This window comes from Siminovitchia sediminis (genome assembly GCF_042680885.1).
Taxonomy (GTDB): domain Bacteria; phylum Bacillota; class Bacilli; order Bacillales; family Bacillaceae_C; genus Siminovitchia; species Siminovitchia sediminis.
The window spans coordinates 1-22,247 of the sequence record NZ_JBHUEO010000087.1; the positions used below are offsets into that span (position 1 = coordinate 1).

Genomic DNA, 22,247 nt, shown 5'->3' on the forward strand with positions numbered 1-22,247 from the left:
GTGTGGTGACACATGGAGCTGACGGATACTAATCGATCGAGGGCTTAATCAAAATTAAAAGGCGGAAGCGCCCGTCCGGTCCAAGGTGACTTGTGACCTCGAGGGGCTGGGCGCCGGAGCTGGATTAAATAAAAAGCGCAGGCGACTGACCTGGTGCGACAAGCGCTGGAGCTTCCGGCGAAAAAGCCGGCAGGCTTTGACAGAGGAAGTGAAGCGACCTCGAGCACCAAGGAGCCGTAGCTGGATTGAATAAAAAGCGCAGGCGACTGACTGGTGCGACAAGCGCTGGAGCTTCCGGCGGAAAAGCCGGCAGGCTTTGACAGAGGAAGTGAAGCGACCTCGAGCACCAAGGAGCCGTAGCTGGATTGAACAATTCTTGGTATCTTCTCTTATCTGGTTTTGAGAGAATGAACATTCTCTTAACAATGACATAGTCTGGCGGCGATAGCGAAGAGGTCACACCCGTTCCCATCCCGAACACGGAAGTTAAGCTCTTCAGCGCCGATGGTAGTGAGGGGATTCCCCTTGTGAGAGCAGGACGCTGCCAGGCAAACAAAAACATGGAGTAAACGCTCCATGTTTTTTTATTTTGGCCTGTTTTATAACGAAGTTTTTTATAGCCACGCCGTGAATTTTCTTAATTCGGCCTTCCTGTAGTTCCTTTCAAAACTCTTTAGTGCTTTAACTTGTGTTTCTATTCATTCCCTTTTAGAATAAACTTGAAGGAGGAACTGTATGACTATATACAACTATACTGCTCAATTACCTGATGGAAACGAAATATTGTTTAGCAGGTATAAAGGTAAGATTTTGCTGATTGTCAATTCAGCAAGCAAATGTGGCTTCACTCCTCAGCTTAAGGAACTTCAGCAACTGTATGATACTTATAAAGACCAGGGCCTGGTTGTTCTTGGCTTTCCGAGTGATCAATTTTTAAATCAGGAATATGATGATATTAATGATACGCTGGAGTTTTGCCGAACCCGTTATGGGGTCTCCTTTCCGATATTTGCCAAAACGCAAGTCAAGGGTGATGAGGCTCACCCCTTGTTCACGTTTTTAACAACTTCTCAAAGAGGATTATTAACCGAAAATATTAAGTGGAATTTCACTAAGTTTCTTATTGACCGGCAAGGCCGTGTTGTGAAAAGATATGCACCTCACATTCATCCCGCCAAAATCATTCCTGATATTGAAAAGTTACTGTAAGTGTCTTTTGGACTATTTTATCAATTTATAGGGTAAAAACAGACCGACGATGGGTAAGATGTAAAATACAAACGTCTTTATTGCCAAGATCCTATACTATTTTGTATAATGTAAGTCAAAGATAGTCAAAGTCAAGCAGGGCATGGAGGTGCTTGATGATGCGGAATATATCCGATATTATTGAAAATTATTTAAAACAAGTATTGGAACTCAGCGACAGTGAAATTGTGGAAATAAAAAGAAGTGAAGTAGCGGATAAATTCCAATGTGTTCCCTCGCAAATCAATTATGTCATTAATACACGCTTTACCATGGAAAGAGGATATATGGTGGAGAGTAAGCGGGGGGGAGGCGGGTACATTCGCATTTCAAAGGTAAAGCTTCATAACCAGGCCCATTTAATTGATCAGCTAAAAATGCTGATTGGAAACAAGATTTCGCAAAACAGGGCAGAAGACATTATCTTAAGGCTACTCGAAGAGACAGTAATAACCGAACGTGAAGCCAAGATTATGATTAACGTGATTGACCGTACGGTTCTGCACATAGATTTGCCCGACCGGGATGAATTGAGGGCGAGAATGCTGCTGGCCATGCTGCAGACTTTAAAATACAAAAGGTGAAAAAGGAGGAGGGCTTGGATGATTTGTCAAGAATGTAATGAGAGGCCGGCCTCCCTGCATTTTACAAAAGTGGTGAATGGGGAGAAAACGGTTGTACATCTTTGCGAAAGGTGTGCACAGGAAAAGGGTCAAATGTTTTTATTTGAAAGCGGGTCAGGATTTTCTATTAACGATTTACTCGCAGGCCTTCTGAATCCATCAATGCAAAATGCTGCGGCGCATTCGGCGCTGTCCAGCCAAATGAATCAATGTAATACATGCGGTATGACTTATCAGCAATTTGCCAAGATTGGACGTTTTGGATGTTCCGATTGTTACCATACCTTCAAGGAACAGCTTTCCCCTATTCTGAAAAGGCTGCATGGCGGGAATACCGTTCATGGAGGCAAAGTGCCTGCAAGAATTGGAGGCTCATTGCACATCAAAAAACAAATTCAACAATTAAAGGGAAAGCTGTCTTCTTTAATTGAATATGAGGAATTTGAGAAAGCCGCTGAAGTCCGCGATCAAATCCGCTCCCTTGAAAAAAAATTAACTGAAGGGGAGGAGAAAATGGAATGAGTCTCGAAAAGTTTCTTAATCAGGCAGTGTGTTCCTGGATGAGTTCTGAAGGGCCTGATTCTGATATTATTCTTAGCTCCCGGATTCGACTGGCAAGAAATTTACGCAATTATAAGTTTCCAACTTTGTTTAGTAATGAGGAAGCAAGGGAATTAGTTAGCAAAGCCAAAAAAATTAGCGAAGAAGAAACGGACCGGGACTTTGGCCAACTGGAATTTTTGGAAATTGACGGATTAAAGGCTCTGGAGAAAAGAGTGCTGGTTGAAAAACATTTGATCAGTCCCCGTTTGGCTGAAAACGCCACCCATGGAGCTGTTTTACTATCGGAAAAAGAAGACATCAGCATCATGATCAATGAGGAGGACCATATCCGAATTCAATGTCTGTTTCCGGGTCTTCAGCTAAATGAAGCACTGGAACGGGCAAATGAAATAGATAATATTTTAGAAGCAAAAGTTGATTATGCATACGATGAACAGCTGGGCTACATGACAAGCTGCCCGACGAACGTGGGAACAGGACTTCGAGCTTCAGTTATGGTACATCTCCCTGCATTAATTCATACGCACCAAATGAATCGGATTATCCCGGCAATTAACCAGCTGGGGCTTGTCGTCAGAGGAATCTATGGTGAAGGCAGCGAAGCTTTGGGGAATATCTTTCAGATTTCCAACCAAATTACTCTTGGGAAATCCGAGGAGGATATCATTAATGATTTAATCAGTGTTGTCCAGCAAATTGTCGCACAGGAAAGAGCGGCACGTGAAGCACTGGTAAAAACAGCAAACATTCAATTGGAAGACAGGGTCTTCCGCTCATACGGAATTTTGGCCCACAGCAGGATTATTGAAACAAAAGAGGCCGCAGAATGTTTATCTGATGTCAGATTGGGCATAGATACAGGATATATTACTCATCTTTCCAGAAATATTTTAAATGAATTGATGATCTTAACACAGCCGGGATTTTTACAGCAATACGCAGGAGGGCCGCTCCGTCCTGTTGAACGAGACATTAAAAGGGCGGCATTGATTAGGGAAAGACTAAAACTAGAAGAGAGACGGACAGGAGGAGATTAGTATGATGTTTGGTCGTTTTACAGAGAGAGCTCAAAAAGTATTGGCCCTTTCGCAGGAAGAAGCGGTCCGGCTTGGACATGGAAATATCGGTACAGAGCATATCTTGCTCGGATTGGTCAGAGAAGGAGAAGGCATAGCGGCTAAAGCTTTATACGGACTCGGTCTTGGTCCGGAAAAAATTCAAAAAGAAGTAGAAAATTTAATTGGCCGAGGTAAAGACAATTCTCAAACGATTCATTACACACCGCGCGCGAAAAAAGTAATTGAACTCTCTATGGATGAAGCCAGAAAACTGGGGCATTCCTATGTGGGAACAGAGCATATTTTGCTCGGATTGATCCGCGAAGGGGAAGGCGTGGCTGCAAGAGTGCTGAATAATCTTGGAGTCAGCCTGAACAAAGCCCGCCAGCAAGTGTTGCAGCTTTTGGGCAGCAATGAAGCCAACAGCCATGGAGGAGGCACATCAGCTAATGCCAACACACCTACTCTTGACAGTCTGGCAAGGGACTTGACTGCCATTGCAAGAGAAGGAAGCCTGGACCCGGTTATTGGCAGAAATAAAGAGATTCAGCGTGTCATTGAAGTGCTTAGCAGACGAACCAAGAACAACCCGGTCCTTATCGGTGAACCCGGTGTTGGTAAAACGGCCATTGCTGAAGGGCTCGCACAGCAAATCATTAATAATGAAGTGCCTGAGACCCTTCGTGACAAGCGGGTCATGACGCTTGACATGGGAACGGTTGTAGCAGGCACAAAATATCGAGGTGAGTTCGAAGATCGGCTGAAAAAGGTCATGGATGAGATCAGGCAGGCAGGAAATATCATTCTATTCATTGATGAGCTTCATACCTTGATTGGTGCAGGGGGAGCAGAAGGTGCGATTGACGCATCCAATATTTTAAAGCCGTCTCTGGCCCGCGGCGAACTGCAATGTATCGGTGCGACAACTTTGGATGAATACCGAAAATATATTGAAAAAGATGCTGCATTGGAGCGCCGTTTCCAGCCTATACAAGTAGATGAGCCAACAATTGAAGAGTCTATCCAGATCTTAGAAGGGCTGCGCGATCGTTATGAGGCGCACCACCGTGTCTCTATTACGGATGAAGCCATTGAAGCAGCAGTCAAACTATCAGACCGGTATATTTCTGACCGTTTTCTTCCGGATAAAGCGATTGATCTTATTGATGAAGCAGGTTCCAAAGTGCGTTTGCGCTCCTATACAACACCTCCCAACTTAAAAGAGCTTGAGGTAAAGCTGGAGTCCATTCGCAAAGAGAAGGATGCGGCCGTTCAAAGCCAGGAGTTTGAAAAAGCAGCATCTTTGAGAGATTCAGAACAGAAGCTTCGGGAGGAGCTGGAAGAAACCAAGAAATCGTGGAAAGAAAAACAAGGACAGGAAAATTCAGAGGTCACTGTTGAAGATATTGCCCTTGTCGTATCGAGCTGGACAGGTGTTCCGGTCTCGAAGCTTGCATCGACGGAAACGGAAAGACTGCTGAAACTGGAAGAAATTTTACACTCGCGTGTCATAGGCCAGGAGGAAGCAGTAAAATCTGTATCAAAAGCAGTAAGGCGTGCAAGAGCCGGGCTGAAAGATCCGAAGCGCCCGATAGGGTCCTTTATCTTCCTTGGTCCAACGGGTGTTGGTAAGACAGAATTGGCCAGGGCATTGGCAGAGGCCATGTTTGGAGACGAAGATGCCATTATCCGCCTGGATATGTCCGAGTATATGGAGAAACACTCTACGTCCCGTCTTGTGGGCTCACCTCCGGGATATGTGGGATTTGAAGAAGGTGGCCAGCTGACCGAAAAAGTCCGGCGCAAACCCTATTCTGTCATTCTGCTTGATGAAATAGAAAAGGCCCACCCGGATGTCTTTAATATCTTGCTGCAAGTATTGGAAGACGGACGATTGACTGACTCAAAAGGAAGAACCGTTGACTTCCGAAATACAGTTCTAATTCTTACATCGAACGTCGGAGCGCAGGCTTTACAGCGGAATAAATACGTAGGATTTGCGATTCAGGACGGACAGCAGGATTACAAAGATATGAAAGGCCAAGTCATGGAAGAATTGAAAAAAGCCTTCCGTCCGGAGTTTTTGAACCGGATTGACGAAATTATTGTCTTCCATGCTCTGGAAAAACCGCATCTGAAAGAAATTGCCTCCTTGATGGGGAACCAATTAGTCTCTCGCTTGAAGGAGCAGGATATGGATCTTGAGTTGACGGAAGCAGCAAAAGAAAAAATTGCCGAAGAAGGCTTTGATCCTGAATACGGTGCCCGTCCATTAAGAAGGGCTATTCAGAAGTTTATTGAAGACCGGCTTTCCGAAGAGCTGCTGAAAGGAACCATCAAAATAGGCCAGCAAGTAATTGTGGATGTGGAAGATGGGGAATTTACAGTTAAAGTGAAAGAAAAAGAAGGATCTGCTATTTCCTAAACATTGGGGGTACATGGAGAAAGGAGCCGTGTACCCCGTCTTTTTTATTGTGAGGAGGAATTGCTTGGATGGCAAAAAGAAAGACAAAGTTCATGTGCCAAAACTGCGGTTATGAGTCACCCAAATGGATGGGGCGCTGTCCTGGGTGCGGGGAATGGAACCAAATGGTCGAGGAAGTGGAGATTACCGGAAAAGGGCGAAAGGGCTCTCTGTCTCCGGTTACAGACGAAACAGCCGGGAAAGCAGCGCCTATCGATACGATCCAAACAGAAAACGAACCGAGGGTGGCTACAAAGCTGAGAGAATTTAACCGTGTGTTGGGAGGGGGGGTCGTTCCTGGTTCCCTTGTATTAATAGGGGGAGACCCGGGAATCGGAAAATCCACCTTGCTATTACAAGTTTCTTCCCAGTTGGCAGAAAATGATCAAAAGGTTCTCTATATTTCAGGGGAGGAATCTGTGAAACAAACAAAGTTAAGGGCCAACCGGCTTCAAGTTTCCTCTCCAACCTTATATATTTACGCTGAAACGAATTTGGAATTTATCCACCAGACAATCTCCGATTTATCTCCTGATTTTGTAGTGGTAGACTCCATCCAGACCGTCTATCATCCTGAAGTCACTTCGGCACCAGGCAGTGTTTCACAAGTTCGGGAATGCACCGGAGAACTAATGAAAATCGCAAAGACAAAAGGCATCGCGGTTTTTATTGTGGGGCACGTCACGAAGGAAGGCGCCATTGCGGGGCCAAGGCTGCTTGAGCATATGGTCGATACCGTTCTTTATTTTGAGGGGGAACGGCACCATACATACCGAATTCTGCGGGCGGTGAAAAACCGGTTTGGATCTACGAATGAAATGGGAATTTTTGAAATGAAGGAGTTTGGCCTTGATGAAGTAGAAAATCCGTCGGAGATTTTCTTGGAAGAACGGTCGAAAGGAACTGCAGGCTCCACAGTGGTCGCTTCTATGGAAGGAACGAGGCCTGTGCTTGTTGAAATTCAGGCGCTTATCTCGCCCACGAGCTATGGAAATCCCCGCCGAATGGCTACGGGGATTGATCACAACCGGGTTTCTTTGCTTATGGCCGTCCTTGAAAAAAGAGTCGGCTTGCTTCTGCAAAATCAGGACGCCTATTTAAAAGTGGCTGGAGGAGTCAAATTGGATGAGCCTGCCATCGATCTGGCGGTAGCCGTTAGTATTGCATCCAGTTTTCGTGACCAGCCGACGAGACCCGCGGACTGTATCATTGGAGAGGTGGGATTAACCGGAGAAGTACGGCGCGTTTCACGAATTGAACAGCGGGTGGTGGAGGCAGCTAAATTAGGGTTTACCCGCATACTGGTACCCGACCGAAATATCGGAGGCTGGAAAGTGCCCGAGGGCATCCAGGTGATTGGGGTGGCCACAGTAGAAGAAGCATTAAGGGAAGCTTTTCAATAGAAATTGCAAAAAATTGTCATATAAGTGAAATAGTAAAACTTCCCTCATTTTGCTAAAGTAATAGTTGAGGCATGTCAACATAAAAATTATATAAATATAGCAATAAATATAGATACAGATGAATTATTCGATGAATTGGCCTGTCCATGTTTTTAATATCTTGAATTTGCTTATAATTAAAGTAAGGAGGTGAACACATGCTAAAACGAATTGTCCAGGCGTGTTTCTTGTTGATCGGGGGAACACTCGGGGTGTTTTTTGTACCAGATCTACTGAAGCTTGTTTCCCTTGAGCAATTTGCTTATCCGTTGGTAAATGCTATTATAGGTGCTATCATTTTTTATGTTATGACGTTTTGGGCTGTGGACCATGTGGTCCATTTCGTTAAATGGCTTGAAGACCGAATTGTAAATGCTCCGGTCACAGATCTTTTATTCGGAAGTCTCGGTTTAATTTTCGGGCTGGTAATTGCTTTTTTGGCAGGGTTGGCCATCAATCAGACAGAACTTCCGATTGTCAATGAAATAGTGCCGGTCTTATTAACGCTATTGCTTGGATATATTGGTTTTCAGGTAGGTTTTAAAAAGAAAGAAGAGCTGATGAATTTTTTCTCCTTTAATCGCGGATATAAAAAGAAAGAAGAAGACGAACTTTCTACGAAAAAAGCCGGATCAACCAAAAATATTAAGATTCTCGATACAAGTGTGATCATCGATGGGAGAATCGCTGATATTTGCCAGACAGGTTTTCTGGATGGTGTGCTGGTGATTCCTCATTTTGTGCTTAATGAACTTCAGCATATTGCGGATTCGTCTGATGCCTTAAAACGAAATCGAGGCCGCAGGGGCCTTGACACGCTCAATCGTATTCAGAAAGAGCTCGACATTAAAGTGGAGATGTACGAAGGCGACTTTGAGGATGTCCAGGAAGTGGACAGCAAGCTCGTCAAACTGGCCAAAATAATGAACGGCACCGTTGTTACCAATGATTTTAACTTGAACAAGGTATGCGAAATCCAAGATGTATCGGTGTTAAATATTAATGATTTGGCCAACGCCGTAAAGCCGGTTGTGTTGCCTGGGGAAGAACTTAATGTCCAGGTCATTAAGGATGGTAAAGAATACAATCAGGGTGTTGCTTATCTTGATGACGGGACAATGATTGTAGTGGAAGAGGGAAGAGATTATATCGGAAAAAGAATCGATGTCATTGTCACAAGTGTACTGCAGACTTCTGCGGGGCGCATGATCTTTGCCAAGCCTAAACTATTGGAAAAAGCATTATAAGGACAGGAGAATCAAGTTGGACTATCAGGTGATCATACCCGCTGCAGGGTCGGGAAAAAGAATGGGGGCCGGCCGGAATAAGCTGTTTCTGGAAATCAACGGACGCCCAGTCATAAATTATACACTAGATGTTTTTGCTTCAGATCCTGAATGTAAAAATATGATTTTGGTGATCCGGCGAGGAGATGAAAGCCAATTCCGCAAACTGCTTGCAGATCATCCGGGGAAGCATAAAATTAAATGGGTGTATGGCGGCCAAGAGCGTCAGCACAGCGTGTATAATGGATTAAAAGCTGCAGATGGACAGATTATTCTCGTTCATGACGGAGCCCGCCCTTTCATTCGCCTGCATACGATTCATTTGCTTGTGGAGGCCGCGTATAAGGGCGGTGCAGCCATAGCAGCTGTTCCGGTAAAGGATACAATCAAAAGAGCGGAACGTGGCCAGGTGGTCGAGACGGTCAAACGAACGGGCTTGTGGCAAGTTCAGACTCCACAAGCTTTTCGTTTGCCCATTTTGACCGAAGCCCATGAACAGGCAAAAGCACAGAATTATTTGGGTACGGATGAGGCTTCATTAGTGGAAAGAATCGGACAGACTGTCAAGATTATAGAAAGTGATTACGATAATATTAAATTAACTACACCAGAGGATTTATATTTTGCCGAAGCAATTTTTGCAAAAAGAAAGAATTTGGGATGAGCGGGAGGAGCAAAATACATATGTTCAGGATCGGACAAGGGTTTGATGTACATGAATTTGCAGAAGATAGACCATTGATCATCGGAGGCATACACATTCCCTATGAAAAGGGGCTTACTGGGCATTCCGATGCGGATGTACTGCTCCATACAGTAGCCGATGCCTGTTTGGGTGCAATTGGAGAAGGGGATATCGGGCGGCACTTTCCGGATACAGATATGGCAAATAAAGATCTGGATTCTGCCCGTCTGCTGGCAGATGTATGGCTGCTGGTCAAAGAGCGGGGCTATGAGCTGGTCAATGCAGATTGTACCATCATGGCACAAAAGCCCAAAATGGCACCATATATCGAGCAGATGAGGGAGCGCATTGCCGGATTGCTTGAAGCGGATAAAGGACAAGTTAATGTCAAGGCGACGACAACGGAACGCCTGGGATTTGTCGGCCGGGAAGAGGGAATTGCCGCTTTAGCGGTTGTTTTGATTGCTAATCAGACAAATAAAGGGCAGCCGCTTTGACGAATGGCCATGTTATTGTAAAATAAGGCAAGAGGCGGCCGCTGCAATCAATCAGCAGGAAACAGTTGGAATTTGAGGAGGCAGAACCATGTCAAACGACATACGGGTACGTTATGCGCCAAGCCCGACAGGGCATCTTCATATTGGAAATGCGCGTACTGCATTGTTTAACTACTTATTTGCCCGAAATAAAGGCGGCAAATTCATTATTAGAATTGAAGATACAGATCAAAAAAGAAATATAGAGGGCGGAGAACAAAGCCAGCTGACGTATTTAAAATGGCTCGGAATTGATTGGGATGAGAGCATTGATAAAGACGGCGGATATGGTCCCTACCGCCAATCAGAGCGGAATGAGATTTATCAAAAATATTACAGTCGGCTGCTTGAAAACGGACAGGCATATAAATGCTATTGCACCGCTGAAGAGCTGGAAGCAGAAAGAGAGGCGCAGATTGCCCGCAAGGAAATGCCGCGCTATTCCGGCAAGTGCCGCCATCTAACAGCGGAAGAGCAGCAAAAGCTGGAGGCGGAAGGCCGTGAGCCGAGCATCCGTTTTAAAGTTCCTTCGGGGAGAGTTATTTCTTTTAACGATATGGTCAAGAGTGAAGTATCGTTTGAGTCCGACGGAATTGGAGACTTTGTCATTGTCAAAAAGGACGGCACTCCCACCTATAACTTCGCCGTAGCTGTTGATGACCACCTTATGGAAATCAGTCATGTGCTGCGCGGAGATGATCATATTTCCAATACACCAAAGCAATTGATGATTTTTGATGCTTTTGGCTGGGAACCCCCAATATTTGGACATATGACACTCATTGTCAATGAAAGCCGTAAAAAGCTGAGTAAACGGGATGAATCCATTATCCAGTTTATTGAACAATACGAGGAACTTGGATATCTTCCGGAAGCGCTCTTTAATTTTATTGCCCTGCTGGGATGGTCACCGGAAGGGGAAGAAGAAATTTTCTCCAGACAAGAATTAATCGACATTTTTGACGCCGGCCGTTTGTCGAAGTCACCAGCTTTGTTCGACAAACAGAAGCTGATTTGGACGAATAACCAATACATGAAAAAACAAGATTTGGACAGGGTTGTCGAATTAGCCGAACCCCATTTGAAAAAAGCCGGCTACATTCCTGAACAACTGACCGCGGAACAGAAACAATGGGTTCGGAACCTTGTCGCCCTATACCAGGAGCAAATGAGCTACGGAGCAGAGATTGTGGAACTTTCCAAACAGTTTTTCCAGGACGACATACAATACAGTGACGAGGAAAAAGCTGTTTTGGAAGAAGAGCAGGTGCCGGAAGTTCTGCAGGCTTTTTATAAACTAATTTCCGAACTGGAACCTTTTGAAGCGGCTGAAGTTAAAAAGGCCATGAAAACAGTTCAAAAGGAAACCGGACATAAAGGCAAGAAGCTGTTTATGCCGATCAGAGTTGCTGTCACAGGCGAGATGCGTGGCCCTGAACTTCCAAATGCAATCGAGTTGCTTGGGAGAGAAAAGGTCAAATTACGCTTGGAACGCTTGATTCAAGGCTGATCAGGATGTTTAATAAACTTTGCCTCGATCCTGGTTGGCTGCAATGAGGAAAGAGGGTTTCACACTTTCTTTATTAACAAATCGAAAAAAATGTAATATATTATGTTTATAGTCAAAGCAATGACGGGGAGAAGTAGAAAATCGATGCTGATCAGAGAGAACCGCCACCGGCTGAGAGCGGTTTGAGCCACTCGATTTTTGAACATGCACCCTGGAGCCCTGTGTTGAACAGCTGACGCTCATTACACGCAGGCGGCACCTACCGTTATAGGAGATGAGTTGGGATGTGGACTCATGAGATCATCCAACCAGAGTGGAACCGCGCCAAAAGCGTCTCTGTTACTAGAGGCGCTTTTTTGTCGTGGATACGGTACCGGAATGTCCTCCCCGTCCGGCGGTGACCGGCAGAGACGGCTCTATGTATCCATGGATCTGGACTTTAACAAAATGAGAGGAGTGAGCGTAATGTTTAAACGGATGAAAGAAGATATCGATACAGTATTTGACCAGGACCCCGCTGCCCGTACCTCTATTGAAATTATTTTGACATATTCCGGGTTACATGCCATCTGGGCACACAGGGTGGCACATGCCTTATATAAAAGAAAAATGTTCTTTTTGGCAAGAGTGATTTCTCAGGTCAACCGCTTTTTTACAGGGATTGAAATTCACCCTGGAGCAAAAATTGGCCGCCGGTTCTTTATCGACCATGGAATGGGTGTAGTGATCGGAGAAACGTGTGAGATTGGCGACGGTGTTACAGTTTACCAAGGTGTAACCCTTGGAGGTACAGGAAAGGAAAAGGGGAAGCGGCATCCGACAATCAAGGATAATGCATTAATTGCAACTGGAGCTAAAGTACTCGGAAATATTACAATCGGAGAAAACTCAAAAGTGGGTGCCGGCTCTGTTGTTTTGAAAGACGTTCCTCCCAACTCGACAGTGGTGGGCATTCCTGGAAAGGTCGTTATCCAGGATGGCGTTAAAGTAAGAAAAGACCTGAATCACAGCGACCTCCCCGATCCGGTTTCAGATAAATTTGCAGCGATGGAGCAAGAACTTGAACGCTTAAATATGGAAATCTCAGCTTTGAAAAAGGAAAGGAGTCACTCAGGATGACTATAAAGTTATATAACACATTAACACGAAAAAAAGAGACATTTGTCCCGCTTGAAGAAAGCAAAGTAAAAATGTATGTCTGCGGGCCAACTGTGTATAACTATATTCATATCGGCAACGCACGTCCGGCAATAGTTTTTGATACGGTGCGGCGCTACTTGGAATATCGCGGCTTCGATGTTCACTATGTCTCCAACTTCACGGATGTTGATGACAAAATCATCAGGGCTGCCAAAGAGCTTCAAACGGACGCCATGACGGTCGCCAACCGATTTATCGATGCTTTTTTTGAAGATGTTCAGGCCCTCGGCTGCAAAAAAGCCGACAATCATCCAAGAGTGACTGAAAATATAGATGTCATTATTGAATTTATTGAAACCTTGATTGACAAAGGATATGCCTATGAATCAGGGGGAGATGTCTATTTTCGTACAAGAAAATTTGACGGGTATGGGAAACTGTCGCATCAGTCCATCGACGATTTAAAAGTGGGAGCCCGTATCCAGCCCGGGGAACTCAAACAAGATGCGCTTGATTTTGCTCTTTGGAAAGCGGCGAAGGAAGGAGAAATTTCCTGGGACAGTCCATGGGGTAAAGGCCGTCCGGGCTGGCATATAGAATGTTCAGCCATGGCAAGAAAATATCTTGGGGATACTATTGATATTCATGCAGGAGGACAAGACCTGACATTCCCTCACCATGAAAATGAAATTGCCCAATCGGAAGCAATGACAGGCAAGCCATTTGCACGTTACTGGATGCATAACGGCTATATAAACATTGATAATGAGAAAATGTCCAAGTCGCTGGGGAATTTTGTTCTGGTTAATGAGATTGTCAGACAAGTGGACCCGCAAGTTTTGAGGTTTTTCATGCTGTCTGTTCATTATCGTAATCCGATCAACTATTCCGAGAATCTCGTATCAGATGCGGGGGCAGGCTTGGAACGCTTGAAAACTTCCTACCAAAACCTGAAGCATCGTCTGGAAACAAGTGCAGACCTGGGAGAGAACGGGCAGGAATGGCTGGAAAAAATCAATGAATTACATCAAGAGTTTATTGACAAAATGGATGATGATTTTAATACGGCTGACGGTATTTCTGTTTTATTTGAACTGGCTAAACAGGCGAACTACTACTTAATGGAAAAAAATACAGCTGTAGATGTCATCCGTACATTTATGAAGGAATTTGAAGAACTCTTTCCTGTGCTGGGGCTGGAATTGGAAACGGAAGAGCTGTTGGATGAGGAGATTGAACAATTAATCGAACAGCGTAACAAGGCGAGAAGAGAACGCAATTTCCAGCTGGCAGACCAAATCCGCGACCAGTTAAAGGAAATGAATATCATATTGGAAGATACGGCTCAAGGAACAAGATGGAAGCGGGGATAACAAAATGAATCTTCCGCCCAAAGTGGAATATAAGCAATTAAATAGCCTGGCGCTCGCCTATATGGGAGATGCTGTTTACGATGTATATATCCGCAGCCGGCTATTGGAAAGCGGAAAAACAAAGCCTTACAAACTTCATGTAGAGGCGACCCGCTATGTATCGGCCAAGGCCCAGGCGTACGCTTTAAAAACAATCATAGAGAATGGATTTTTAACAGAACGGGAACTGGACGTTGCCAGGCGCGGAAGAAATGCGAAGTCTGGTACTGTCCCCAAAAATACAGATGTTCAAACCTATCGGCACAGCACAGCTTTGGAAGCGTTGATCGGCTGGCTGTATTTGGCTGGTGACCAAGACCGGCTGGAAGCATTGATTGAGCAGGTCATCGCTGTGATTGAGGAAAGAGGTGCAGAAAAATGAGCCAGCAATGGATCCCAGGAAAAAACGCTGTACTGGAAGCTCTCAGAGCTGAGAGGGATATCCATAAAATCCTGATAGCTGAAGGATCAAATAAAGGACAGATGCAGGCAGTTATCCGACTGGCCAAGGAAAAAAGAGTCCAGATTCAATACGTACCGAAGAAAAAGCTTGATCAGATGACGGAAGAACAGCATCAAGGTGTCATCGCGGAAGTGGCTGCCTACCGCTACGCTGAACTGGATGAACTTTTTGACCGGGCATCTTCCAAAGGTGAAGATCCATTTTTTCTCGTATTGGATGAGTTGGAAGATCCCCATAATCTCGGTTCTATTTTGAGGACGGCAGATGCGTCGGGCGTCCATGGAATCATTATTCCAAAAAGGCGTGCTGTCGGCTTGACATCCACTGTGGCAAAGCTGTCGACCGGAGCGATTGAGCATGTTCCTGTTGCCCGTGTGACAAATTTGGCGAGAACAATAGATCAATTAAAAGAGCGCGGCATTTGGATCTATGGTACGGATGCGGAAAAAAGTACGGATTACCGTCGGATGGATGCCACGCTGCCGCTTGCGATTGTCATTGGAAGTGAAGGAAGAGGGATGAGCCGTCTGGTAAAGGAAAAGTGTGACTTTCGCATTCACTTGCCGATGGCTGGACAGGTTACATCACTTAACGCTTCTGTAGCGGCAGGATTGCTGATGTATGAAGTATACCGCAAACGTCAGCCGCTGAAGAGGTGAGCAAATGGACATTCTGATTGTCGACGGCTATAACATGATTGGAGCCTGGCCCGAACTTGTTGAACTCAAACAAAAAGATTTGGGAGCAGCAAGAGACAGGCTTATTGAGGTGTTGGCGGAGTATCAGGGGTTTACCGGTTTCAGGGTCATTGTTGTATTTGACGCATACGATGTAAAAGGTATTGAGAAAAGATATAAACAGCACCGGGTGGAGGTCATCTATACAAAATCCGAAGAAACGGCTGATGAGAGAATTGAAAAACTGGCCAATGAACTGAATAGTAGAACCGATCAAATTTACGTAGCCACATCGGATTTTACAGAGCAGTGGGCGATTTTTGGCCAGGGGGCGCTGCGGTTATCAGCAAGGGAATTATTGAAAGAGGTATTGGACACAGAGCGGAAAATTGAAAAGAAAGTCGAAATAACACAAGAAAAAGCCCCTCCAAGAAAGATAATTTTAAGTCAAGATGTGACAGAAATCTTTGAAAAGTGGAGACGAGGAAAAAAGTGACCAGTTGACGTTAGAATTTTCTGTCATGTATAATAACTTTACGATGGATATAGGAGCGGGGGATCAGAGTGATTACTTATATGAAAGCAGAAAAAGACATAGCTTTTGACTTACTTGAAGATGAAGCGCTAATAGAACTGGTGCACAAAGGTGAAAGTGAAGCTCTTGATTATCTTATTAGAAGATACCGGAATTTTGTCAGGGCGAAAGCCAGGTCCTACTTTCTGATTGGAGCAGATAATGAGGATATTGTACAGGAAGGAATGATAGGACTTTATAAGGCCATCCGGGACTTTAAAGAAGAAAAACTTGCCTCTTTTAAAGCATTCGCGGAACTTTGCATAACAAGACAAATCATAACCGCCATCAAAACTGCTACCCGTCAAAAACATATTCCACTGAACTCATATGTTTCCTTGGACAAGCCCATTTATGATGAAGAATCAGACCGGACCCTCATGGATGTAATTTCCACTGCGAAAATCATGGATCCGGAAGAACTGCTGATCCATAGAGAAAAGTTTAGCAGTATAGAAGATAAGATGACTGAACTCCTGAGTGACCTGGAAAGAAAGGTTCTTGCCCTTTATTTGGATGGACGGAGCTACCAGGAAATTTCAGAGGAGCTGGACAGGCATGTCAAGTCTATTGACAATGCTCTTCAAAGGGTGAAGAGAAAGCTCGAAAGATATCTGGAATTGCGTGAAATAACCATGTGAACATCCGTGCCATATTGACGCCAACGCTTTTTCGTGGTATTTTTTAAAAGATATGTTGAAATAGGGTGCGGTCGTCATGAGAAGTAAAATCATATGGGCTTGCAGCGAATGCGGTTCCAGGAACTATACAACGGACAACAAAGAAAAGCCTTTTCAAAGGTTGACGTTAAAAAAGTATTGTAAGGCGTGCAACGCTCATACTGTCCATCTACAAACAAAATAGGCTCCAAAATCCAGTCCGTTTATTTCAGATGTTGGAGGTTCAATCATGTCAAGCATTACTCAATTTTTCCGTAACGTCGGCACAGAAATGAGAAAGGTCAGCTGGCCGAAGCGGAAAGAACTTGTAGGGTATACGATCACGGTTATAACGACCGTTGTCATCCTTGCAATATTTTTTGCTCTAGTCGATCAGGTTATCTCCAGATCGATCCGGTTTATTTTGGACTTATAAAATAACACAGTGAGAATGATAAATTTGTATATAAGCCCGTCGTTCGTGGTATACTGGAAAAACAATGAAACAAAGCGAAGTTTTTAAAAAGCCCGATCGTCGGGTTTTTTGATTTGGGTTAATAGAAAAGCGGAGGGCGGCTGCCCAGGGGCGACAAGCACTGGAGGAAAAACCAGTGAAGGGGCTCTTTGCCTTCATTGGTTTTTTCGAAGTGACCTCGAGCCCCTGCTGCCCGTAGCTGGACAGTAAGAAAAGCGAAGGCGCTCGTTTAGCGACGTACAGACTGGACGACTCCTGACGAGATAAAGGAAACACGGCGACGCAGGAGCCGATGTTGACTTATCGTAGGAAGGATGAGGAAGTCTGCTAGTCGCTGAGCGCTGTAGCTGGACAGTAAGAAAAGCGAAGGCGCTCGTTTAGCGACGTACAGACTGGACGACTCCTGACGAGATAAAGGAAACACGGCGACGCAGGAGCCGATGTTGACTTATCGTAGGAAGGATGAGGAAGTCTGCTAGTCGCTGAGCGCTGTAGCTGGACAGTAGAAAAGCGGAGACTCCTTGCTCAGCCCCGACAAGCAAGCTGCCGACAAACGCCACGTCCTGTGGCGTCGGTGGCACTAGGACATCCTGTCCGTCGGAGGAAAACCAATGAAGGACGTTCTTTTCACTGGCCAGACCGATATAACCGCGACACAGCCGAATAGCCATGGTCTGAAAATATATGTTTATTTAAAAAATGGATTGGATAGGGAGGGAAGGACGCACAGTCCTGCTCAATGGAAAAGAATTGGTACGTAGTCCACACTTATTCCGGGTACGAGAACAAGGTAAAGACGAATCTTGAAAAAAGAGTAGAATCCATGGGGATGCAAGATAAGATCTTCCGAGTTATTGTTCCTGAAGACGAAGAAACAGCCATGAAAAATGGTAAGCAAAAAACAGTCAAGAAAAAGGTTTTCCCGGGATATGTATTGGTGGAACTGATCATGACTGATGATTCCTGGTATGTGGTCAGGAATACGCCGGGGGTGACAGGCTTCGTCGGTTCAGCGGGCTCCGGGTCCAAACCGACTCCGCTTCTGCCGGAAGAAATTAATTATATATTAAAAAGAATGGGCATGGAGAAGACTCCGGTGGATATTGAATTTGAAGAGGGAGAATCGGTAACGGTAAAAGAAGGGCCATTTGCTGATTACACAGGCAGAATCGATTCTCTGGACAGGGACAAAGGAAAAGCAAGAGTACTAGTCAACATGTTTGGCCGGGAGACTCCTGTTGAACTGGACTTTACACAAATAGAAAAAATCAGCTAAAACAGCTTGTGTTTTGACATGAAAAGTGGTAATATTTTTTAGGTTAGCGCCGGGAAAAGGCGCTAGGAGATGAGTGGGAGGGGAAAACCCCCTATTACCACATCACGGACTTAAGGAGGTGTGTCTCGTGGCTAAAAAAGTAATCAAAGTAGTAAAACTTCAAATACCTGCAGGAAAAGCGAACCCGGCACCGCCAGTTGGACCGGCATTGGGTCAAGCAGGTGTAAATATCATGGGATTCTGTAAGGAGTTTAATGCTCGTACATCCGATCAAGCAGGATTGATTATCCCGGTTGAAATTACTGTATTTGAAGACAGATCCTTTACATTCATTACAAAAACTCCGCCTGCAGCTGTTCTTTTGAAGAAAGCGGCTGGCATTGAGTCCGGTTCCGGAGAACCTAACAAAAACAAGGTTGCTACCGTGAAACGCGATAAAGTACGTGAAATCGCTGAGATGAAAATGCCTGATTTGAACGCTGCCAGTGTAGAAGCAGCCATGCAAATGGTTGAAGGTACTGCGCGCAGCATGGGCATTACGATTGAAGACTGATTGTTTGGGAGGTTGCAGAGCTGCATGAAGTTTCCTGCAACCTCTATTCGTGGGAGGTTTTTCCGCTAAAACCACAATATAGGAGGATTAGAATGGCAAAGAAAGGTAAGAAATATCTCGAAGCATTAAAGCTTGTGGACCGTTCCAAAGCTTATCCGATTGATGAGGCCATTGAACTGGTCAAAAAAACAGACATTGCTAAATTTGATGCTACTGTGGAAGTTGCATTCCGCCTTGGTGTGGATCCGAAGAAAGCGGACCAGCAAATCCGCGGAGCAGTAGTCCTTCCAAATGGGACAGGTAAAACCCAGCGTGTTCTCGTTTTTGCCAAAGGTGAAAAAGTGAAAGAAGCTGAAGCAGCTGGTGCTGATTATGTAGGAGATGCCGAGTACATCAACAAAATTAACCAAGGATGGTTTGATTTTGATGTCGTCGTAGCGACTCCGGACATGATGGGTGAAGTTGGTAAGCTGGGACGTACGCTCGGGCCTAAAGGCTTAATGCCGAACCCTAAAACAGGAACCGTTACTTTTGATATTGAAAAAGCGGTGAATGAAATTAAAGCCGGTAAAGTGGAATACCGCTTGGATAAAGCAGGTATCATCCATGTGCCGATCGGAAAAGCTTCTTTTGATAATGAAAAACTTCAAGAGAACTTTGCTGCGATTTTTGACACCATTTTAAAAGCAAAACCGGCAGCTGCCAAAGGGACCTTCATGAAAAATGTGACCATCACATCTACAATGGGGCCTGGGATTAAGGTAGATCCTTCAACAGTAGCTGTTAAAGCATAACTTGACAATATTTTATCTTTCTGATAAAATATGAAGCGCTGAAAAATTAACATTTGTACCGTAGACAGCAGGTGCTCTTTTCGAGCTTAATATCCCGCCGAGGTCATTGCGATATATTCCAGTATTATGTGTGGATTGTATGCAAAAAACCTCCATGTCTTCGGGCAGGAGGTTTTTTTGTTAGTATGGCCGGTATAAATGTTCATCTGGAAATTGGGAGGTGTAAGGATGAGCAAAGTCATCGAGCAAAAGAAACAAATCGTTGAAGAAATTGCAGGTAAACTCAAATCCAGCGTATCTACTGTAATCGTAGACTACCGCGGTTTGAATGTGGCAGAAGTGACGGAACTGCGTAAACAGCTTCGTGAAGCGGGTGTGGAGTACAAGGTATATAAAAACTCCATGGCTCGCCGTGCAGCTGAAGAAGCGGATCTCGCTGGCCTAAATGAGATGCTGGTTGGACCGAATGCCATTGCATTCAGTACGGAAGATGTTATAGCTCCAGCAAAGATTTTAAACGACTTCGCGAAAGAACACGAAGCGCTTGAAATCAAAGCGGGTGTAATCGAAGGAAACATTGCTACAGTTGAGGAGATCAAGGCACTTGCAAGCCTGCCTTCCCGCGAAGGTCTGCTTTCCATGTTGCTTAGTGTTCTCCAAGCTCCTATGCGCAACTTGGCACTTGCAACTAAAGCTGTTGCTGATCAAAAAGAAGAAGCGTAACTTGGCCTTAACGATATAAATTTAAAAAAATCTGGAGGAATTCAATCATGACAAAAGAACAAATCATTGAAGCTGTCAAAGAAATGACAGTTCTTGAGCTTAACGATCTTGTTAAAGCAATTGAAGAAGAATTTGGCGTAACTGCTGCTGCTCCTGTAGCTGTTGCAGGCGGAGCTGCTGCTGCAGACGCTGGTGCTGAGCAAACAGAATTTGACGTAATTCTTGCTGGTGCCGGTGCTCAAAAGATCAAAGTAATCAAAGCTGTTCGTGAAGCTACAGGCCTTGGCTTGAAGGAAGCGAAAGAGCTTGTTGACAACGCTCCTAAACCAATTAAAGAAGGCGTATCTAAAGAAGAAGCAGAAGAGCTTAAAGCCAAGCTTGAAGAAGTTGGAGCAGAAGTTGAAGTGAAGTAAGGATGTACGAATAAAAAGCTCGCTTATACAGCGGGCTTTTTCGTGCGTTTACTAAGAAAAGCGGAAGACGGCCGCATAGGGGCGACAAGCGCTGGAGGAAAAATCAGGAAGGCGGTGTTTGCCTTCGTGGTTTTTCTGAAGCGACCTCGAGCCCCTGCCGCTGCAGATGGACAGTAAGAAAAGCGGAGGCGCCTTGCTCAGCCCCGACAAGCATAAGACGAGCGCGGAAGAAGGCGTTTTTTGCCTTCAGCTGCGCTTGGATTATGACCTCGAGGGGCTAGGCGCTGCAGCTGGACAGTAAGAAAAGCGGAGGCGCCTTGCTCAGCCCCGACAAGCATAAGACGAGCGCGGAAGAAGGCGTTTTTTGCCTTCAGCTGCGCTTGGATTATGACCTCGAGGGGCTAGGCGCTGCAGCTGGACAGTAAGAAAAGCGGAGGCGCTCGTTTAGCGACGTACAGACTGGACGACTCCTGACGAGATAAAGGAAACACGGCGATGCAGGAGCCGATGTTGGCTTATCGTAGGAAGGAGAAGGAAGTCTGCTAGTCGCTGAGCGCTACAGCTGGACAGTAGAAATGCAGAAGACGGCTGCAAGGGGCGACAAGCGACGCCCGCCGGACAAACACTGATGTATAACTGGCGAGAAGTAGGCCCTGCTTAGCGACGTTCAGACCGAAGTGCTTTCTGCGTGATAGGGTAGGACGTGCTGAGGGAATTGCGAATCCGCGGTGATGTTATCTTCTAACCCTGATAATGTCTAACCTCTCAGGGTATAAACAACATTTGCCTCGGCTGGATAATAAGAAAGGCAAGTGCCTTTATCTGGAGGATACCATATGACAGAGCATTATTATTCACAGAATCCGGAAGTAACCAGTGAACCGATTTTCTTTCATACAACATTGCGCGGTCATTCCTTTCGATTCAAGACAGACCGGGGTGTTTTTTCCAAGCAGGAAGTGGACTTTGGCTCCAGACTGCTGATCGATTCGTTTACCATGACAGACACACCGGGTCCTCTGTTGGATTTAGGCTGCGGATACGGTCCCATCGGTTTAACCCTTGCCAAAGACTTTCCTGAAAGGGTGGTTCATTTAGCGGATATCAACGAGCGTGCGGTTGGACTTGCCAGAGAAAATGCTGCAGCCAACCAGATTGAGAATGTTCACATTTATTCAAGCGACGGGTTTCGGCATGTCGAAGAAAAGAGATTTGCCTCGATCTTAATAAATCCCCCTATACGGGCTGGAAAACAACTTATCTTCAACATGTACAAAGACGCGTTTCACCATCTGGCAGATAACGGGGAGCTATGGATTGTCATTCAAAAGAAGCAGGGGGCTCCATCGACCAAGACGAAACTGGAAGAAATTTTTTCCCGGGTTGAAACAGTGAACAAGAAAAAAGGCTATTCTATTTTTCAAGCAAAAAAGTTTGCTTCTTTTTAAGCGTTATGCTAATATTGTAAGATGCTAATACCATGCTTTTCTTAAAATTGTCAATAGCCTTGTATAGATATTGGCAATGATGGGAAAAATGGTTAAATATAGGTTTGTCTTGGGAAATTGTGGTTTTCAAAGTAAAACCATTTTTCTTTTTGTCTGACGATTCAAATCCTGCTTTCTTTGAAAGCGGGTTGGATGAATAAAATGCACGATTTTTGAGGGGTGAA

At 44.9% G+C, this 22,247-nt stretch carries 24 protein-coding genes, 1 rRNA gene and 2 other annotated features; all 25 genes read left to right on the top strand.

The genetic code is table 11. From position 1 onward, the window contains the following. The first annotated feature begins 434 nt into the window (after window positions 1-434). The 25 genes from rrf (at window position 435) to ACFSCZ_RS17360 (ending at window position 22,023) form a co-directional block, all read left to right on the top strand. Window positions 435-550: ribosomal RNA gene (rrf, locus tag ACFSCZ_RS17240) — 5S ribosomal RNA — on the top strand. A gap of 185 nt (window positions 551-735) precedes the next feature. Continuing rightward, entirely contained in the window at window positions 736-1,209 is a 474-nt protein-coding gene (locus tag ACFSCZ_RS17245; RefSeq protein ID WP_380775660.1) for a glutathione peroxidase, read from the top strand. Between the two features lie 158 nt (window positions 1,210-1,367). Next, window positions 1,368-1,832, top strand: a complete 465-nt coding sequence (locus ACFSCZ_RS17250; RefSeq protein ID WP_380775720.1) for a CtsR family transcriptional regulator — start codon at window positions 1,368-1,370, stop codon at window positions 1,830-1,832. An 18-nt stretch (window positions 1,833-1,850) separates the two neighbouring features. Next, complete coding sequence (locus tag ACFSCZ_RS17255) at window positions 1,851-2,393, top strand: UvrB/UvrC motif-containing protein (protein WP_380775662.1); 543 nt, start codon at window positions 1,851-1,853, stop codon at window positions 2,391-2,393. Further along, window positions 2,390-3,472 carry a protein arginine kinase gene (locus ACFSCZ_RS17260; protein WP_380775664.1) on the top strand — a complete coding sequence of 361 codons (1,083 nt, stop codon included), beginning with the start codon at window positions 2,390-2,392 and terminating at the stop codon, window positions 3,470-3,472. The genes ACFSCZ_RS17255 and ACFSCZ_RS17260 overlap by 4 nt, the downstream gene beginning before the upstream one ends. Before the next feature lies 1 nt (window position 3,473). Beyond that, window positions 3,474-5,918 carry an ATP-dependent protease ATP-binding subunit ClpC gene (gene clpC, locus ACFSCZ_RS17265; protein ID WP_380775666.1) on the top strand — a complete coding sequence of 815 codons (2,445 nt, stop codon included), beginning with the start codon at window positions 3,474-3,476 and terminating at the stop codon, window positions 5,916-5,918. Window positions 5,919-5,986: 68 nt separating this feature from the next. Beyond that, complete coding sequence (radA, locus tag ACFSCZ_RS17270; protein ID WP_380775668.1) at window positions 5,987-7,360, top strand: DNA repair protein RadA; 1,374 nt, start codon at window positions 5,987-5,989, stop codon at window positions 7,358-7,360. A gap of 197 nt (window positions 7,361-7,557) precedes the next feature. After that, on the top strand, window positions 7,558-8,646 hold the full coding sequence (locus tag ACFSCZ_RS17275) for a PIN/TRAM domain-containing protein (protein WP_380775670.1): 1,089 nt from the start codon (window positions 7,558-7,560) through the stop codon (window positions 8,644-8,646). Window positions 8,647-8,662: 16 nt separating this feature from the next. Beyond that, on the top strand, window positions 8,663-9,349 hold the full coding sequence (ispD, locus tag ACFSCZ_RS17280) for a 2-C-methyl-D-erythritol 4-phosphate cytidylyltransferase (RefSeq protein ID WP_380775672.1): 687 nt from the start codon (window positions 8,663-8,665) through the stop codon (window positions 9,347-9,349). Window positions 9,350-9,369: 20 nt separating this feature from the next. Next, window positions 9,370-9,867 (top strand): 2-C-methyl-D-erythritol 2,4-cyclodiphosphate synthase, encoded by a 498-nt coding sequence (gene ispF / locus ACFSCZ_RS17285; RefSeq protein WP_380775674.1) that lies wholly within the window; start codon window positions 9,370-9,372, stop codon window positions 9,865-9,867. 88 nt (window positions 9,868-9,955) lie between these two features. Then, complete coding sequence (gene gltX, locus ACFSCZ_RS17290) at window positions 9,956-11,416, top strand: glutamate--tRNA ligase (protein WP_380775676.1); 1,461 nt, start codon at window positions 9,956-9,958, stop codon at window positions 11,414-11,416. Between the two features lie 111 nt (window positions 11,417-11,527). After that, window positions 11,528-11,757 (top strand) — a binding site (T-box leader). A gap of 124 nt (window positions 11,758-11,881) precedes the next feature. Further along, window positions 11,882-12,535 carry a serine O-acetyltransferase gene (cysE, locus tag ACFSCZ_RS17295; protein ID WP_380775677.1) on the top strand — a complete coding sequence of 218 codons (654 nt, stop codon included), beginning with the start codon at window positions 11,882-11,884 and terminating at the stop codon, window positions 12,533-12,535. After that, window positions 12,532-13,929, top strand: coding sequence for a cysteine--tRNA ligase (cysS, locus tag ACFSCZ_RS17300; RefSeq protein WP_380775680.1), 1,398 nt, complete (start codon window positions 12,532-12,534; stop codon window positions 13,927-13,929). Before cysE ends, cysS begins: the two co-directional genes overlap by 4 nt. Before the next feature lie 4 nt (window positions 13,930-13,933). Then, window positions 13,934-14,350 carry a Mini-ribonuclease 3 gene (locus ACFSCZ_RS17305; RefSeq protein WP_380775682.1) on the top strand — a complete coding sequence of 139 codons (417 nt, stop codon included), beginning with the start codon at window positions 13,934-13,936 and terminating at the stop codon, window positions 14,348-14,350. After that, entirely contained in the window at window positions 14,347-15,090 is a 744-nt protein-coding gene (rlmB, locus tag ACFSCZ_RS17310) for a 23S rRNA (guanosine(2251)-2'-O)-methyltransferase RlmB (RefSeq protein WP_380775684.1), read from the top strand. Before ACFSCZ_RS17305 ends, rlmB begins: the two co-directional genes overlap by 4 nt. A 4-nt stretch (window positions 15,091-15,094) precedes the next feature. After that, window positions 15,095-15,604, top strand: coding sequence for an NYN domain-containing protein (locus ACFSCZ_RS17315; RefSeq protein ID WP_380775686.1), 510 nt, complete (start codon window positions 15,095-15,097; stop codon window positions 15,602-15,604). An 80-nt stretch (window positions 15,605-15,684) separates the two neighbouring features. After that, a complete protein-coding gene (sigH, locus tag ACFSCZ_RS17320) occupies window positions 15,685-16,323 on the top strand; it encodes an RNA polymerase sporulation sigma factor SigH (protein ID WP_380775723.1) in 639 nt (212 codons plus the stop codon). 76 nt (window positions 16,324-16,399) lie between these two features. Then, on the top strand, window positions 16,400-16,546 hold the full coding sequence (gene rpmG, locus ACFSCZ_RS17325; protein ID WP_380775688.1) for a 50S ribosomal protein L33: 147 nt from the start codon (window positions 16,400-16,402) through the stop codon (window positions 16,544-16,546). 45 nt (window positions 16,547-16,591) lie between these two features. Further along, entirely contained in the window at window positions 16,592-16,777 is a 186-nt protein-coding gene (gene secE / locus ACFSCZ_RS17330) for a preprotein translocase subunit SecE (protein WP_380775690.1), read from the top strand. Window positions 16,778-17,555: 778 nt separating this feature from the next. Then, window positions 17,556-18,092 (top strand): transcription termination/antitermination protein NusG, encoded by a 537-nt coding sequence (gene nusG, locus ACFSCZ_RS17335; protein WP_380775692.1) that lies wholly within the window; start codon window positions 17,556-17,558, stop codon window positions 18,090-18,092. Window positions 18,093-18,219: 127 nt separating this feature from the next. Further along, window positions 18,220-18,645 (top strand): 50S ribosomal protein L11, encoded by a 426-nt coding sequence (gene rplK, locus ACFSCZ_RS17340; protein ID WP_380775694.1) that lies wholly within the window; start codon window positions 18,220-18,222, stop codon window positions 18,643-18,645. A gap of 92 nt (window positions 18,646-18,737) precedes the next feature. After that, complete coding sequence (gene rplA / locus ACFSCZ_RS17345) at window positions 18,738-19,439, top strand: 50S ribosomal protein L1 (protein ID WP_380775696.1); 702 nt, start codon at window positions 18,738-18,740, stop codon at window positions 19,437-19,439. 40 nt (window positions 19,440-19,479) lie between these two features. Beyond that, window positions 19,480-19,626: a sequence feature (ribosomal protein L10 leader region), on the top strand. Window positions 19,627-19,667: 41 nt separating this feature from the next. After that, window positions 19,668-20,162, top strand: coding sequence for a 50S ribosomal protein L10 (gene rplJ / locus ACFSCZ_RS17350; RefSeq protein WP_380775698.1), 495 nt, complete (start codon window positions 19,668-19,670; stop codon window positions 20,160-20,162). Window positions 20,163-20,209: 47 nt separating this feature from the next. Continuing rightward, the gene (gene rplL / locus ACFSCZ_RS17355) at window positions 20,210-20,575 is read left to right on the top strand and encodes a 50S ribosomal protein L7/L12 (RefSeq protein ID WP_380775700.1); all 366 of its coding nucleotides are present in this window, start codon (window positions 20,210-20,212) and stop codon (window positions 20,573-20,575) included. Window positions 20,576-21,411: 836 nt separating this feature from the next. Next, on the top strand, window positions 21,412-22,023 hold the full coding sequence (locus ACFSCZ_RS17360) for a class I SAM-dependent methyltransferase (RefSeq protein WP_380775702.1): 612 nt from the start codon (window positions 21,412-21,414) through the stop codon (window positions 22,021-22,023). Window positions 22,024-22,247 lie beyond the last annotated feature (224 nt).

What these genes read in the sequence shown, in the direction of transcription:
- ACFSCZ_RS17245 (WP_380775660.1), top strand. Translation starts at nt 736, where the DNA reads ATGACTATATACAACTATACTGCTCAATTACCTGATGGAAACGAAATA.
- ACFSCZ_RS17250 (WP_380775720.1), top strand. Translation starts at nt 1,368, where the DNA reads ATGCGGAATATATCCGATATTATTGAAAATTATTTAAAACAAGTATTG.
- ACFSCZ_RS17255 (WP_380775662.1), top strand. Translation starts at nt 1,851, where the DNA reads ATGATTTGTCAAGAATGTAATGAGAGGCCGGCCTCCCTGCATTTTACA.
- ACFSCZ_RS17260 (WP_380775664.1), top strand. Translation starts at nt 2,390, where the DNA reads ATGAGTCTCGAAAAGTTTCTTAATCAGGCAGTGTGTTCCTGGATGAGT.
- clpC (WP_380775666.1), top strand. Translation starts at nt 3,474, where the DNA reads ATGATGTTTGGTCGTTTTACAGAGAGAGCTCAAAAAGTATTGGCCCTT.
- radA (WP_380775668.1), top strand. Translation starts at nt 5,987, where the DNA reads ATGGCAAAAAGAAAGACAAAGTTCATGTGCCAAAACTGCGGTTATGAG.
- ACFSCZ_RS17275 (WP_380775670.1), top strand. Translation starts at nt 7,558, where the DNA reads ATGCTAAAACGAATTGTCCAGGCGTGTTTCTTGTTGATCGGGGGAACA.
- ispF (WP_380775674.1), top strand. Translation starts at nt 9,370, where the DNA reads ATGTTCAGGATCGGACAAGGGTTTGATGTACATGAATTTGCAGAAGAT.
- gltX (WP_380775676.1), top strand. Translation starts at nt 9,956, where the DNA reads ATGTCAAACGACATACGGGTACGTTATGCGCCAAGCCCGACAGGGCAT.
- cysE (WP_380775677.1), top strand. Translation starts at nt 11,882, where the DNA reads ATGTTTAAACGGATGAAAGAAGATATCGATACAGTATTTGACCAGGAC.
- cysS (WP_380775680.1), top strand. Translation starts at nt 12,532, where the DNA reads ATGACTATAAAGTTATATAACACATTAACACGAAAAAAAGAGACATTT.
- ACFSCZ_RS17305 (WP_380775682.1), top strand. Translation starts at nt 13,934, where the DNA reads ATGAATCTTCCGCCCAAAGTGGAATATAAGCAATTAAATAGCCTGGCG.
- rlmB (WP_380775684.1), top strand. Translation starts at nt 14,347, where the DNA reads ATGAGCCAGCAATGGATCCCAGGAAAAAACGCTGTACTGGAAGCTCTC.
- ACFSCZ_RS17315 (WP_380775686.1), top strand. Translation starts at nt 15,095, where the DNA reads ATGGACATTCTGATTGTCGACGGCTATAACATGATTGGAGCCTGGCCC.
- sigH (WP_380775723.1), top strand. Translation starts at nt 15,685, where the DNA reads ATGAAAGCAGAAAAAGACATAGCTTTTGACTTACTTGAAGATGAAGCG.
- rpmG (WP_380775688.1), top strand. Translation starts at nt 16,400, where the DNA reads ATGAGAAGTAAAATCATATGGGCTTGCAGCGAATGCGGTTCCAGGAAC.
- secE (WP_380775690.1), top strand. Translation starts at nt 16,592, where the DNA reads ATGTCAAGCATTACTCAATTTTTCCGTAACGTCGGCACAGAAATGAGA.
- nusG (WP_380775692.1), top strand. Translation starts at nt 17,556, where the DNA reads ATGGAAAAGAATTGGTACGTAGTCCACACTTATTCCGGGTACGAGAAC.
- rplA (WP_380775696.1), top strand. Translation starts at nt 18,738, where the DNA reads ATGGCAAAGAAAGGTAAGAAATATCTCGAAGCATTAAAGCTTGTGGAC.
- rplJ (WP_380775698.1), top strand. Translation starts at nt 19,668, where the DNA reads ATGAGCAAAGTCATCGAGCAAAAGAAACAAATCGTTGAAGAAATTGCA.
- rplL (WP_380775700.1), top strand. Translation starts at nt 20,210, where the DNA reads ATGACAAAAGAACAAATCATTGAAGCTGTCAAAGAAATGACAGTTCTT.
- ACFSCZ_RS17360 (WP_380775702.1), top strand. Translation starts at nt 21,412, where the DNA reads ATGACAGAGCATTATTATTCACAGAATCCGGAAGTAACCAGTGAACCG.